The 12,885-nt window shown below is 59.9% G+C and carries 13 protein-coding genes; 3 read left to right on the top strand and 10 right to left on the bottom strand.

All coding sequences use genetic code 11. The features are described 5' to 3' along the window. Positions 1–4: 4 nt before the first annotated feature. The 5 genes from glmM to ftsH are packed head-to-tail and all read right to left on the bottom strand — an operon-like array spanning position 5 to position 5,726. Positions 5–1,360 carry a phosphoglucosamine mutase gene (gene glmM / locus ET418_RS02370; RefSeq protein ID WP_149305966.1) on the bottom strand — a complete coding sequence of 452 codons (1,356 nt, stop codon included), beginning with the start codon at positions 1,358–1,360 and terminating at the stop codon, positions 5–7. Then, on the bottom strand, positions 1,357–1,785 hold the full coding sequence (locus ET418_RS02365) for a YbbR-like domain-containing protein (RefSeq protein WP_149305965.1): 429 nt from the start codon (positions 1,783–1,785) through the stop codon (positions 1,357–1,359). Before ET418_RS02365 ends, glmM begins: the two co-directional genes overlap by 4 nt. Further along, the gene (cdaA, locus tag ET418_RS02360) at positions 1,782–2,576 is read right to left on the bottom strand and encodes a diadenylate cyclase CdaA (protein WP_149305964.1); all 795 of its coding nucleotides are present in this window, start codon (positions 2,574–2,576) and stop codon (positions 1,782–1,784) included. The genes ET418_RS02365 and cdaA overlap by 4 nt, the downstream gene beginning before the upstream one ends. Before the next feature lie 59 nt (positions 2,577–2,635). Continuing rightward, the gene (gene folP / locus ET418_RS02355) at positions 2,636–3,838 is read right to left on the bottom strand and encodes a dihydropteroate synthase (RefSeq protein ID WP_149305963.1); all 1,203 of its coding nucleotides are present in this window, start codon (positions 3,836–3,838) and stop codon (positions 2,636–2,638) included. 1 nt (position 3,839) lies between these two features. Further along, complete coding sequence (gene ftsH, locus ET418_RS02350) at positions 3,840–5,726, bottom strand: ATP-dependent zinc metalloprotease FtsH (protein ID WP_149305962.1); 1,887 nt, start codon at positions 5,724–5,726, stop codon at positions 3,840–3,842. A 313-nt stretch (positions 5,727–6,039) separates the two neighbouring features. Between ftsH and ET418_RS02345 the strand changes: the two genes are divergently transcribed. Then, a complete protein-coding gene (locus ET418_RS02345; protein ID WP_149305961.1) occupies positions 6,040–6,366 on the top strand; it encodes a hypothetical protein in 327 nt (108 codons plus the stop codon). 80 nt (positions 6,367–6,446) lie between these two features. On the opposite strand, the gene tilS is transcribed toward ET418_RS02345, so the two are convergent. After that, entirely contained in the window at positions 6,447–7,853 is a 1,407-nt protein-coding gene (tilS, locus tag ET418_RS02340; protein ID WP_149305960.1) for a tRNA lysidine(34) synthetase TilS, read from the bottom strand. 215 nt (positions 7,854–8,068) lie between these two features. Between tilS and ET418_RS02335 the strand changes: the two genes are divergently transcribed. Together ET418_RS02335 and ET418_RS02330 are read left to right on the top strand one after the other, a co-directional pair. Then, on the top strand, positions 8,069–8,344 hold the full coding sequence (locus ET418_RS02335) for a hypothetical protein (RefSeq protein WP_149305959.1): 276 nt from the start codon (positions 8,069–8,071) through the stop codon (positions 8,342–8,344). 133 nt (positions 8,345–8,477) lie between these two features. Continuing rightward, complete coding sequence (locus ET418_RS02330; RefSeq protein ID WP_149305958.1) at positions 8,478–8,993, top strand: response regulator transcription factor; 516 nt, start codon at positions 8,478–8,480, stop codon at positions 8,991–8,993. Here the strand turns inward: ET418_RS02330 and ET418_RS02325 are convergent. The 4 genes from ET418_RS02325 to ET418_RS02310 all read right to left on the bottom strand — a co-directional run bounded on the left by ET418_RS02325 (position 8,907) and on the right by ET418_RS02310 (position 12,825). After that, entirely contained in the window at positions 8,907–9,254 is a 348-nt protein-coding gene (locus ET418_RS02325; protein ID WP_149305957.1) for a phage holin family protein, read from the bottom strand. The genes ET418_RS02330 and ET418_RS02325 overlap by 87 nt on opposite strands. A gap of 19 nt (positions 9,255–9,273) precedes the next feature. Then, the gene (gene corA / locus ET418_RS02320; RefSeq protein ID WP_149305956.1) at positions 9,274–10,347 is read right to left on the bottom strand and encodes a magnesium/cobalt transporter CorA; all 1,074 of its coding nucleotides are present in this window, start codon (positions 10,345–10,347) and stop codon (positions 9,274–9,276) included. 1 nt (position 10,348) lies between these two features. Then, positions 10,349–11,311, bottom strand: a complete 963-nt coding sequence (gene pfkA, locus ET418_RS02315) for a 6-phosphofructokinase (protein ID WP_149305955.1) — start codon at positions 11,309–11,311, stop codon at positions 10,349–10,351. 233 nt (positions 11,312–11,544) lie between these two features. Next, positions 11,545–12,825, bottom strand: coding sequence for a replication-associated recombination protein A (locus ET418_RS02310; RefSeq protein ID WP_246152923.1), 1,281 nt, complete (start codon positions 12,823–12,825; stop codon positions 11,545–11,547). Between the last annotated feature and the right edge of the window lie 60 nt (positions 12,826–12,885).

The raw sequence follows: 12,885 nt of genomic DNA, 5'->3' as shown, positions 1-12,885 counted from the left end.
TTCTCTACTCCCCGATATGCTGCTTCACCAGCTCGGCGATCTCGTTGGCCCAGGTGGTGATCTCGTACTTGTCCTGACCCTCGATCATGACCCGCAGGAGCGGTTCGGTGCCGGAATAGCGGATCAGTACGCGCCCCTCGCTTCCCAGCTTCTTTTCCACGTCGCCAATCCTGGCGGCGATCTCGGGGATGGTCATGATGTCTTTCTTTTCGGCGACCCGCGTGTTGACCAACACCTGGGGAAGGGCGATCATCAGCTTGGCCAGTTCGGAGAGCGGTTTCCCCTCGCGGCGCATGACCGCCAGAAGCTGGAGCGCCGAGAGGATACCATCGCCGGTGGTGCTGTGGTCCAGGAAGATCATGTGCCCGGACTGCTCACCCCCCAGGTTGTACCCCCCCTTGCGCATCTCCTCAACCACGTAGCGGTCGCCCACGGCGGTTTTGATCACCGTGCCGCCCGCCTTTCTGACGGCGATGTCCAGCCCCATGTTGCTCATGACGGTGGCCACCAGGGTATTCTTCTTCAGGATGTTGCGGCGCAACATGTCCGTGGCGCAGATCGCCATGATATGATCGCCGTCCACCTCGTTGCCGAATTCGTCGCAGACGATTACCCGGTCGGCGTCGCCGTCCAGGGCAATGCCGATGTCGGCCCGGTGTTCCTTGACGGCTTTGCTGATTACCTCCGGGTGGAGCGAGCCGCACCCGGCATTGATGTTGGTGCCGTTCGGCTTAACTCCCAGGGGGATCACCTCGGCCCCCAACTCCTCAAAGACGGCCGGGGCCACCTTGTAGGCGGCGCCGTTGGCGCAATCCAGAACGATCTTCAGGCCCGACAGGTCCATCTCCTGGGGAAAGGTGTTCTTGAGGAATACGATGTAGCGGCCGGCGGCATCGTCGATGCGGAAGGCCTTGCCCACCTCGGTTGCGGTTGGGCGCAGGGAGTCGATGTGATTCGTTTCGATCAGATTTTCGATCTTCAGTTCGATCTCGTCAGGCAGTTTGAAACCGTCGGCGGAGAAGAACTTGATGCCGTTGTCCTGGAAGTCGTTGTGGGATGCCGAGATGACCACGCCGGCATCGGCCCGCATGGAAGAGGTGATGTTGGCGATACCCGGCGTGGGGAGCGGCCCGACCACGAGTACATCCACCCCCATGGAGCAGATGCCCGCCACCAGGGCATTTTCCAACATGTAGCCCGACAGGCGGGTATCCTTGCCGATGACGATGCGGTGCCGCCGCTTGCCGGCGCGTTTAAAGATGTATGCCGCGGCCCGGCCCAACTGCATGGCTATCTCGCTGGTCATGGGATAGATGTTGGCAACGCCGCGAACGCCATCGGTCCCGAAGAGTTTTTTCACGGTTTTTGATCTCCTTGGTCTGAATTCATCTGTGTTCTGATCAGGTCTATTTCCAGCACCGCCGGCGAGATGCGGGTCACCTTGATCCCCTCCGGCAGCTTCAGGTTGGTTTCCAAATGGGAAAAGATGGCCCTCCCGGGCTTGGCGCCCCGCAGGTTAAGGATGACGCTGGAATTGGAGCGCCGTGCGCCGTCGATCAAAATTGACGGCCCGGTCAGGGTGAAATGCAGCTCACCCGGCAGTGGCGGAGCCACGCTATAGCCGGGTGGAGTGTTGCGCAACTCCACGGGCAGAACCAGTTCGTAGCGGGTTTCCCGGGAAAGGGACGTAAAGCTCCAAATGCAGACCGCCAGCATGAGGCTGAGGATCTTGAGGCTTGCGTTCCGCGTGCAGCGGCGTTTGACGGCGGCCAGGCTCCAGGTCATGGTTTTGCCGCCTCTCCGGCCGGGGCCGTGGTCTGGAGGCGCATGAAATCCAGGGATTTTCGCAGCATGCGCCGTATTTCGGCCTGTTCCAGGTCGTAGTAGATTTTGCCGTCATGCACCAGCGAGATGTTGCCGGTCTCTTCCGAGACCACCATGACCAGGGCGTCCACGAGTTCGGATAATCCCAGTGCCGCCCGGTGCCGCGTGCCGAAGCTCTTGGCGATGTCCGGGTTTTTGGACAACGGCAGCAGGCAGCCGGCCTTGGTGAGCTTTCCGTTGTGGATGATCACCGCCCCGTCATGGATCGGGGAATAGGGGAGGAAGATCGAGTTGAGCAGTTCGCTGGTCACCTTGGCGTCGATCTCGGTGCCCACTTCGACCAAGTGATCGATGGGAAGGCGGCGCACGATGACGATCAGCGCCCCGATCCGCTTCTTCGACATCTCACCGACCGCCCTGACCAGTTCCTCGATGGTTTCGGTCGTCTCGTCCTGGGTGTTGGCGGGAACGGGACGACGCCCCAGGGAAAGGATGGCCCGGCGGATATCCCCCTGGAAGATGATGGCCAGAATGATCAGTGCCGAGGAAAATATGGTGCGCAGCAACCAAGTCGTGGAGGAAAAGCCGGAGAGTTGCGCCATGTAGAAGCAGGAGAAGAACAGCAGCAGAAAGATCAGGAGCCTGACGGCGGCGTCCTTTTTCAGAACAAGGGAAAAATGATAGACAAGGACAGCCACGATAAGGATGTCGCCGAGGTCGAGCAGGGTGCTGTTATCGAGCAAACCAGGCATTCTTTCCCTCTGATGGCGGCGGGTTTGGTGCCGCCTATAACCGGGGTGGCTAGGAGCATTCAGCTAGTGATAATTGCATGGGCCATGTCTGCGGCGTCACGCATCTCGCGGACGTCGTGCACCCGTACAATGGAGGCCCCGTTGGCAACGGCCAGGGCAACGGTTGCGGCGGTGCCGACCATGCGTTCCCCTGTCTCCCGCCCCAGCGTCTTGCCGATGAATGTCTTGCGGGAGGTCCCCACCAAGAGCGGCAGGCCGAGACTGGTGAGCTCCCGCAGCCGCCGCAGGAGTTCAAGGTTGCCGGCGGTATCCTTGGCAAAACCGATACCGGGGTCGATGACGATCCGTTCCCGTTCGACCCCGGCCGCAACGGCGCTGTCCACCGAGTTGCGCAACCCGGCAACGACCTCGCCCAGCAAATCCGCGTAGTCGGTGCAGGTCTGCATCCTGTCGGGCGTGCCGCGGGTGTGCTGCAAGACCACGCCTGCGCCACTCTCCGCCGCCAAGGGCGCCATGGCGGGATCAAAGCCGAAGCCGCTGATGTCGTTGATGATCTCGGCTCCGGCGGCAAGCGCTCCCCGGGCCACTTCGCTCTTCCACGTGTCCACCGAAATGGGGCGGGAGAGCCTCCCGGCAAGGTGCTCGATGATCGGCGCGACCCGGCGCAACTCTTCTGCGGCCGGAACCGCAGGAGCGCCCGGCCGGGTGCTTTCCCCGCCGATATCGATGATGTCGGCCCCCTCGGCCTCCATCTCCAGAGCGCGTTCCACCGCCTTGTGCGGGTCGATGAAGCTGCCGCCGTCTGAAAAGGAATCGGGAGTCGCGTTGAGGATGCCCATGATGAGCGGGCGATCGAGCAGTAAATCGCGCCGCGCGGTTTTCCATGTTTTCAGGGTCGGAGAAACGTTTGTCAGGAGGGCGGTCAAGTCGCCCGCCAGATCGACAAGGCCAAACGGCTGTTGGGCAAGTTTTTCGCAGAGCCTGCGGAGCTGTTTCTCCGTACCGGTCAGGATGACGTCGGTTCGGTCGATACTGCACGCCACCGTACCGCGGGCCACCGCCGCATCCCCCCCCAGGCCGAGCATCTCCTGCTTGAGGATGTTGGCCTGGGGGCAGAGGAGCTTGCTCAGGTGCACGCAACGGGTCAACATCTTGGAGGACATCATGCCGATACCGCGCGGGTCGACGCCGATCCTTGCCAGTTCCCGTTCGGCTTCCTCCTGGGAGGTAACGGCGAGCAGCCTGACCGTGAAGGCACTCATATCAAGCCTTGAGATCGGTGGTATGCTGCTGCTGTGCCAGTGCCGCCGCTTCTTCTCCGGCCGTCTGCTTGCCGTCGTGGCCATAGATCGGTGTACCGGCGTCAATGATCTCGTCCACCTCGGCCCCGGTCAGGTTTTCCTTTTCGATCAGGCATTCTGAGAGGTTGTGCAGACTCTTGATATTTTCCTTGAGCAGGGTCAGGGCACGTTCATAACCGCCATCGACGATGCGCTTGATCTCGGTGTCGATCTCCACGGCGGTGGCTTCGCTGTAATTCTTGTGGGTGGACATCTCCCGGCCCAGGAAGATCTGTTCGTCTTTCTTGCCGAAGGAGAGCGGCCCCATCTTGTCGCTCATGCCCCATTCGCAGACCATCTTGCGGGCCATCTCGGTAGCCTGCTCGATATCGTTGCCGGCGCCGGTGGTAAAGGTATTGAAGATGAGGTCCTCGGCCGCCCGGCCGCCCATCAGCACGGCAATGCGGGCCAGGAGCGCCTCCCGCGAGTAACTGTGCTTGTCCTCGATGGGGAGCTGCATGGTTACGCCCAGGGCGCGGCCGCGGGGGATGATGGACACCTTGTGGACCGGATCGGTGCCCGGAACCAGTTTGGCCACCAGGGTGTGGCCGGCTTCGTGATAGGCGGTGCTCTTCTTCTCTTCGTCCGAGATGACCATGCTGCGCCGTTCCACGCCCATGAGCACCTTGTCCTTGGCATTGTCGAAATCAATGGATTCCACAACGGCCTTGTCCACCCGCGCCGCCAGAAGCGCCGCCTCGTTGACCACGTTGGCCAGATCGGCCCCGGAGAAGCCGGGAGTGCCACGGGCGATGACCGCCAGATCCACATCGGGCGAGAGTGGCACCTTCTTAGCGTGTACCTTGAGGATCATCTCGCGCCCCTTGACGTCGGGGCGGGGCACCACTACCTGGCGGTCGAAACGGCCGGGACGGAGCAGGGCAGGATCGAGTACGTCGGGACGGTTGGTGGCTGCAATCAGGATAACCCCTTCGTTGGACTCAAAGCCGTCCATCTCCACCAGTAACTGGTTGAGGGTCTGTTCGCGCTCGTCGTGGCCGCCGCCCAGGCCGGCTCCACGGTGGCGGCCTACTGCATCGATCTCATCGATGAAGATGATGCAGGGGGCGCTCTTTTTGCCCTGGAGGAACAGGTCGCGCACCCGGCTGGCGCCGACGCCGACGAACATCTCTACGAAATCCGAGCCGGAGATGGAGAAGAAGGGAACGCCTGCCTCGCCGGCGATGGCCCGGGCCAGCAGGGTCTTGCCGGTGCCCGGAGGGCCCATCAGCAGCACCCCTTTGGGGATTCTGCCCCCCAGCTTGGTGAACTTCTTGGGGTCCTTCAGGAAGGCGATGATCTCGTTCAACTCCTCCTTGGCCTCTTCGATGCCGGCCACGTCCTCGAAGGTGATCTTGCCCTGACTTTCCGTCAGGAGTTTTGCCCGGCTCTTGCCGAAGGACATGGCCTTGCCGCCGCCGACCTGCATCTGGCGCATGAAAAAGATCCAGATGCCCACCAGGAGCAGCAGCGGGAACCAGGAGATGAAGATCGAGAACCAGGAGAATTTTTCCTCTTCCGGCTTGGCGATGATGGTGACCTTTTTATCCAGGAGTTTCTCGGTCAGGTCAGCGTCGGAGTAGGGCTTGTAGGTGCGGAACTCCTTGCCGTCCTTACCCTCGAATTTGCCGGTGATGTCGTTGCCTTGGATGGTGACGGAGGTGATCTTGCCGGCGTCCACCTGGGCGATGAAATCGCTGAAATTGATCTTATCAGCCGTCGGGCGCGGTTTGTTGAACATGTTGAAGAGCAGGATCATCATCAAGCTGATGACGAGCCAGAGTGCGAGATTTTTATAAAATTGGTTCACGGTTACCCCCGTACCTGGATGTGCAAATCATTTTTGTGTAAATTGAAATTAAGTACCATAACAAGTGGCCATTGACAAGTTCAAACGACCGGCGACATGGTTTTAACAGGCACTGACGATTGCCCCAAAAAAAGAGGGCATGGTTTTAAACTGATATTGAAAATCATTTACAATAATAAGTGAATTGTAGTATTTTAAAGTATAAAAGAGCCGGCGAAAAGGATAGGGGATAATTCATATCATAATCCTGGCAACGGTTGGTGCACTAATCGGTAAGGAAAATTTACGGTTTTGCCTGATCAGGAGGTTCGTCATGAGAAAAGTATACACGATATTATCGTTTGTGGCAGCAGCAATGGTTATGTCCGCACTGCCGGTTTTGGCTGAAGAAGGGGTGAAAGGGCACGATGAACGGTCCATGCAGAAGGATGAATGCCTGCTGGTCGCACGGTTGGACGTGGCGAATTGTCCGAATCAAGCCAATTCCCTCCAGGGCAGAATTGAGCGGCTGAACAGGGAAATCGCAAAAGGAACGGATGTCTATACCCCTCAGGAATTGAAAACCCTTCGAAATGAGCGGGATCAAGTGCAAAAGATCGAGAATTACGTGAACAATAACGAACCGTCAGATTCAATTTGATTCCAGTAATCATGAGCAATGAGAGCTGAAATGGCGGGCCGGAGAGTCGTGATGCCGGTCTCTGCAAAGCGGTGATGGCATCACGGCTCCGAGAAAACCGCCCTGATGGCACGGGTGGAGGCGCCGTCGAGGCGGGCAAGCTGAGAGGTGCGCAGGCCGCAGACCCAGATCAGGGTATCGCCGCAGAAGAGCAAGGGGACGGCGCATCGCTTGGAGCGGGGGACCTTGGCGTCGATGAAAAGCTCCTTGACCTTTTTGCTGCCGGTCATGCCGAAGGGTGTGATTCGGTCACCGTTCCGGAACATGCGCACGCGCCAGGGAAAGGGGACGCGGTCCGGATCGAAGAGGGCGGTGCCGGCCGCGAGCGGTTCGACGTCGGACGGCGCGGCAACAGGGGTCAGTGTCAGGGTTGCTCCGCCGGGAAGCCGGTACTGTCCGGCGCCCGTGATCTCCAGTTCAACTGCGGTTGCCGATGACGGCGGTTCGGATACGGTTCTGCGCCGTACGAGCAGCGTGTCATACTCGCGCACGGCGGTGATGCCTTGGGGCAGGTTCAGGGTTGCATTGGGCTGGGATGACTCCAATAGGTGCTCAAGGGCGGCGATATGTCGATTCGAGAAGTGGTTCAGATTACCGGCCTGGCGTTCCAGCAGCAGGCGGAAAAACCTGCGACGCAGTGCCGGCGGTTGCTCCGACAGGGTTGAAACAGGGCAGGCAAGCGTATCGTCATCCGCGGCACAGGTCTGGTCGACAATCGCACTCGTGAGTTGATTAAGGAGTGCATGTTCATCCGACAGCACGGCGGCGGTTGCGGCCAGACGTTCCCGGATGGCCGGGTTGTACCCTTCCAGCATCGGGAGCAGTTCGTGGCGGATGCGATTGCGCAGAAATGTTGTGTCCCGGTTGCTGGCGTCTTCGCGCCACGTGAGGCCTCGCTCCGTCAGGTAGGCCACGAGTTCGGCCCGGCTGAGCCCCAGCAGGGGACGGATGAAGCCTCGACCGTTCCGGTAGGACATGCCGGCCAGCCCGCCCGGACCCGCTCCCCGCAGGAGGCGCATCAAAACGGTCTCGGCCTGGTCGTCGGCGTGGTGCGCCAGCGCGACCGCTGTTGCCTGCCATGAGTGGCGAAGTTCGTCGAGAAAGGCGATGCGCGCCCGTCGGCCCGCATCTTCGAGGTTGAGTTGTTCCCTTTGGGAATATTCTTTCACATCCACCCGGCGGCATTCCAGGGGGATGCGGTACCGGGCGGCAAGGGAACGGACGAATTCCTCATCCCGGTCCGATTCCGAGCCGCGCAGGCAATGGTTCAGGTGGGCCGCCACGAGCCGTGGCGAAAGCCCCGGCAGACGGGAAAGCAGGTCAAGCAGGGCTGTGGAATCGGCCCCCCCCGAGAGGGCTACGATGATGGTGTCGCCCGGCTCAAAAAGCCTCTGCTCGCGGATGGTGCGGGCGATCCGTTGGGGGAGCATGGCGGAGATATCGGTCATTTTCTCTCGATCAGGGCAATGATGTCGGGTACGATCTGTTGCATGGCGTCTCGCAGCGACTGGTGCTTGATCTTTTCCTTTAACACCAGTGAGTTGGCTCCATGAGTTGCTACTATACCAAAAAACGCCGGGGAAGTAATCCTGCTAAATTAGTCTGCTTGTATTGCGCTGCAGCCGGGTGTAATATAGCAAAAATTAATTAAAAGGGCAGCAAAATGAAATTATCGGCAGGTGTAGTCGCACAACCAACGTCGCAGCTGGTATCCCGTCAACTCGCAGAGCGCCCGGCCACGAATGAAACGGCTGCGGTCAAGCATGCTGCTGCCGCCAGCCGACCACGTACCCTGCCTGACGATAGTGTTACCTTCTCCACCTCCCTGAAGGACTCCCCCCAAAGAATGAAGGCCTCGCAGCCGGTGAGCAGTGAGGAAAAACAGGCGCTCTTGCAGCCGCCAGGTTCCCCCCTTGGTGGCTTTTCGGTGTACGGGTAGTTTTTTGAGAAAAATGATGTGATTTGCCGGTCGGCCGGTCAATTCAAGCCTGGTAGGTACGGTTGTTGCTAGATATTTACCCGTTGAACGCGGGTTTTTTAGTGCCCGTAGTGTCCAAGGGGAGAAATGTGACATGGAGCTGGCCTGTAACCACACCCCGGCGATCTCACTGCTGATAATCGGGGACGACGATATATCCCGCGGCATCCTGGCGGCCATAATCCCGAAGAAATTTCCCTGTGTCGTCGTTAATTCGGCTGCCAATAGCGAGGCGGGGCTGAATCTCATGGGGGCATGTCCGCCGGATATCGTTATCACGGATATCACCATGCCGTGGGCTGGAGGCGTCCGGATGGCGGATCAAATCCCTTCCGTCAAACCCGCTACGAAGCATATCGTAATTACTGCCGATACCGAAAGGTCGGTCTCGGAAGACTCCGGCGTTTCAGGCGTAACGATCAGCCACTATCTCTTCAAGCCGGTCCGTTACCAGGATCTCTTTGCCGCTGTAGGACAATGCATTGCCCGGGTTACAGAAGAACGGCTTGACGCTGCCGGTATGTCAGGTGTCCTTGCGGACGAGCATGTTGAAGACAAAGCTGAACAGGCTGAACAACAGTGCTGCCACGAAGGCGGTGGTAAAGCCTGAGACCCTGAAGCCGTGGACCAGTGTCGCGGCCAGATAAAACATCAGCCCATTGATTACCAGGGTAAAGAGTCCCAGGGTCAGCACGGTTACCGGGAGGGTCAGCAGGACAATGACCGGCCGCAGGAAAGCGTTCAATAAGCCGATCACCAGCGCTCCCACCAACAGATCCTGGAATCGGTCGATCTGAATCCCCGGAATCAGTTTCATAACCAGAAAGAGAGCAAAGGCGTTCAATACCCATTTTAGGACGAGTCGTGTCATGGTTTCCTCCGGCAGTTTTTCATAACCACCGTTTTCTTTTGAAATAGAGAGCCATTGCCGCGGCGATGGCCAGCATCGCTCCCCAGATGATGAAATAGCCGTAACGCCATTCCAACTCGGGTATATACTTGAAGTTCATGCCGTACACGCCGACGATGAAGGTCAGCGGCAGAAAGATGGTGCCGACAACGGTCAGAAACTTCATGATCTCGTTCGTGCGGTTGCTCATGCTGGACAGGTACAGGTCCAGCATGCCGGAAAGCAGGTCGCGGAAGGTCTCCACGCCGTCGATGACCTGGATGGTGTGATCGTAGGTGTCGCGGAAGAAGATCCGCGACGTGTCGCTGATCAGGGGCGATTCGCCCCGTTCCAGGGCTGCGGTGACCTCGCGCAGCGGCCAGACCCCTTTGCGCATGAAGATGATCTCTCGCTTGAGGGCGATGATCCTTTTGAGGATCTCCTGGGTCGGCCCCTGGGCCAACTCTTCCTCAAGATCCTCCATGAGTTCCCCCATCCCCTCCAGTACGGTAAAGTAGTTGTCGACAATGGCGTCGATCAGGCCGTAGGCCAGATAGTCGGCTCCCATGGTCCTGATGCGGCCCCGGCCGCTGCGGATCCGCTCCCGCACCGGTTCGAAGGCGTCCCCGGCGGTCCCTGCCTGGAACGACAGCAGGTAGTTCGGCCCGACGATCATGCTGACCTGTTCGGTTTCTATGCCCTGTTCCGGCGTGAAGCTGATCATGCGGGCGACGATGAAGAGGTAGTCGCCGTAATCCTCGATCTTGGGGCGCTGGGTCGTATTGACGATATCTTCCAGCACGAGCGGGTGCAGATGATAGCATTCGCCGAAACGCCGGATCAACTCCACGTCCTGGAGCCCCTCCAGATTGACCCAGGTGACGGCCGGTCCGGGGGATGGTTGGATGCATTGATCGAACCCATCGGGGCGGAATTCTTTGACATTGTCCGGCGAATAGACGGTTACGTCGATGGCGGCGCCGCCGCTGCGAGCCGTGCCGATGTGGACCAGGGTGCCGGGAGGAAGGCCGGCCTTGCGGGACTGCCCGTTGTAGAACCTGCGTTTGCGTGCCATCTCAGATCCCCAGGATGTCGGCCATGTGCACCAGTTCGTTGTTCAGTTTTTTCTGGCCCCCCTTGACGACCATCTCCAACGGCGTGGTGGTCAGGGTGGTGGTGGACAGGCCGAGCATAACCCCTTTTGTCCCGGAGAGCAACAGCTCCACCGCTGTCAAGCCGAAGCGGCTTCCCAGCAGACGGTCGAAGACCGTAGGCGCGCCGCCCCGCTGGTAGTGCCCCAACACGGTCACCCTGGTCTCGAAGCCGGCGCAGTCCTTGATGCTGTCGGCGACCTCCTGGGCGTGCCCGGCACCCTCGGCCATGATGATCAGGGCATTGGTGCGCCCTTCCTCGTAGCGCCGCCGCAGCTGGTGGCACATCTCCGTCAGGTCGAACTCCACCTCCGGCACGATGGCGAATTCCGCGCCCGTGGCGATGGCCGAGGTCGAGGCCAGATAGCCGGAGTTGCGCCCCATTACCTCCACGATAAAGGCCCGGTCGTGGGAACTGGCGGTGTCCTTGATGCAGTCCACCGCGTAGATGATGTTGTTCAACGCCGTATCCACCCCCAGCGCCATGTCGGTGTACGGGATGTCGTTGTCGATGCTGGCCGGGATGCCGATCACCGGGAAACCCAGCAGGTCGAGGGCTCGGGCACCGTTGAGGGACCCGTCGCCGCCGATCACGATCAAACCGTCGACCTTTTCCTGCAGCAGGTTGTCCAGCGCCTTGCGGCGTCCCTCCTCGGTGCGGAATTCCTGGGACCGGGCCGACTGCAGGAAGGTCCCCCCCCGTTGGAGCACCCCCGAAACCGCCCTGCTCGTAAGCTCCAGGTAGTCGTTCTTCAAGAGGCCGGCAAATCCTTTGCGGTAGCCGATCATTTCCACGTCATTGGCGATGGCGGTGCGAGCCGCGGCGCGGATCACGGCGTTCATGCCGGAACAGTCGCCGCCGCTGGTCAAAATGGCGAGTCGCTTCATGTGATCTCCTTTATCTGAAAGACGACAGTATATTCACCACAAAGGCACAAAGAGCACAAAGTTAACTGCCCAAAGGCCATTCACCAAACGGTGAATCCAGTCGATTATGAAGAAGTTGTATAACTATCTAAAATGATTGTTTGTTTGTCTTTGTGTCCTTTGTGCCTTTGTGGTGAGCTGATTTTTCCCGTTTATTGTCCCAACTCACCCGGCACGAGGGAAATACATTCCAGTCATGGTTTTTTCTTTCTGGCGCGCAGCCACTCCATGCGCTCCAGGATATTCTTCTCGTAGCCGTGCCCCTTGGGCTCGTAAAACTTCCGCCCCGCCAGTTTCTCCGGCAGGCATTCCTGCCCGGCGTACCCCTCCTCGTAGTCATGGTCGTACTGGTATCCTTTGTGGTAGCCCAACTCTTTCATCAGCTTGGTGGGGGCGTTGCGGATGTGTAGGGGAACGGGGAGGGCGCCGCTCTTCCTGACCTCGGACAGGGCGGCGTTGATGCCGGCGTAGGAGGCGTTCGACTTGGGGGCCGTGGCCAGGTAGACGACCGCCTGTCCCAGGGTGATGCGTCCCTCGGGCATCCCCACGAACTGGAAGGCCTGGAGGGCCGATACCGCCACTTGCAGGGCACGGGGGTCGGCGTTGCCGATGTCCTCGGAGGCCATGATGATCATGCGCCGCAGGATGAAGAGCGGGTCTTCCCCCGCCTCCAGCATGCGGGCCATCCAGTAGAGGGCCGCATCGGGATCGCTGCCGCGCAGGGACTTGATGAAGGCGGAGATGACGTTGTAATGCTCCTCGCCCCCCTTGTCGTACAACAGTGCTTTTTTTTGCAGGGCCTCCTGCACGGTCTCGATGGTTATGACGCCATCTGTCGTAATCCCCGCTGCCACCTCGAGGGTGTTCAAGGCTATACGGGCATCGCCGCCGCACTGATCGGCCAGGAAGACGAGCGCGTCATCGTCGGCCGTCAGTCCGAGGTTGCCGAGGCCCCGTTCCCCATCGTTCAACGCCTGGCGCAGGATCGTCCCGACCGTGGCCGCGTCCAGCTGGTTCAGGGTCAGTACGCGACAGCGGGAGAGGAGCGGTGCGATCACCTCGAAGGAGGGATTTTCGGTGGTGGCGCCGATAATGGTGACGACCCCCTTCTCCACGTAGGGGAGAAAGGCGTCCTGCTGGGATTTGTTGAAGCGGTGGATCTCATCCACGAACAGGATGGTGCGGGCGCCGCGGGCGGCATACCCCTCCGCTTCGCGGAAGATCTCGCGGATCTCCTTGACTCCCGAGAGGATGGCTGAGAAGAAGATGAAGTGGGACTTGGTTTCCTTTGCTATGACGTGGGCCAGGGTGGTCTTGCCGCACCCGGGCGGGCCCCAGAAGATCAGCGAGGAGAGGTTGTCGGTCTCGATCATCCGTCGCAGGATGCGCCCGTCGCCCAGCAGGTGCTCCTGTCCGGTAAATTCGGCCACGCTGCGGGGGCGCATGCGCTCCGCCAATGGCGCGTTCGCCGGCATCGGTTGGTCTTTTGCAGTGTCGTTGGGGGTATCCCACAGAGTTGGTGTCTTCATTGGTTC

The organism is Oryzomonas rubra (genome assembly GCF_008369015.1).
Classification (GTDB): Bacteria; Desulfobacterota; Desulfuromonadia; order Geobacterales; family Pseudopelobacteraceae; genus Oryzomonas; species Oryzomonas japonica.
Note: the sequence above shows the minus strand (reverse complement) of the source record. Positions and strands in the feature narration are given on the sequence as shown.

Bases quoted from the DNA above. Each gene is read 5' to 3' on its own strand.
- ET418_RS02310 (WP_246152923.1), bottom strand. From the start codon at position 12,825: ATGCCGGCGAACGCGCCATTGGCGGAGCGCATGCGCCCCCGCAGCGTG.
- cdaA (WP_149305964.1), bottom strand. From the start codon at position 2,576: ATGCCTGGTTTGCTCGATAACAGCACCCTGCTCGACCTCGGCGACATC.
- ET418_RS02325 (WP_149305957.1), bottom strand. From the start codon at position 9,254: ATGACACGACTCGTCCTAAAATGGGTATTGAACGCCTTTGCTCTCTTT.
- ET418_RS02335 (WP_149305959.1), top strand. From the start codon at position 8,069: ATGAAATTATCGGCAGGTGTAGTCGCACAACCAACGTCGCAGCTGGTA.
- corA (WP_149305956.1), bottom strand. From the start codon at position 10,347: ATGGCACGCAAACGCAGGTTCTACAACGGGCAGTCCCGCAAGGCCGGC.
- ET418_RS02330 (WP_149305958.1), top strand. From the start codon at position 8,478: ATGGAGCTGGCCTGTAACCACACCCCGGCGATCTCACTGCTGATAATC.
- ET418_RS02345 (WP_149305961.1), top strand. From the start codon at position 6,040: ATGAGAAAAGTATACACGATATTATCGTTTGTGGCAGCAGCAATGGTT.
- folP (WP_149305963.1), bottom strand. From the start codon at position 3,838: ATGAGTGCCTTCACGGTCAGGCTGCTCGCCGTTACCTCCCAGGAGGAA.
- tilS (WP_149305960.1), bottom strand. From the start codon at position 7,853: ATGACCGATATCTCCGCCATGCTCCCCCAACGGATCGCCCGCACCATC.
- pfkA (WP_149305955.1), bottom strand. From the start codon at position 11,311: ATGAAGCGACTCGCCATTTTGACCAGCGGCGGCGACTGTTCCGGCATG.
- ET418_RS02365 (WP_149305965.1), bottom strand. From the start codon at position 1,785: ATGACCTGGAGCCTGGCCGCCGTCAAACGCCGCTGCACGCGGAACGCA.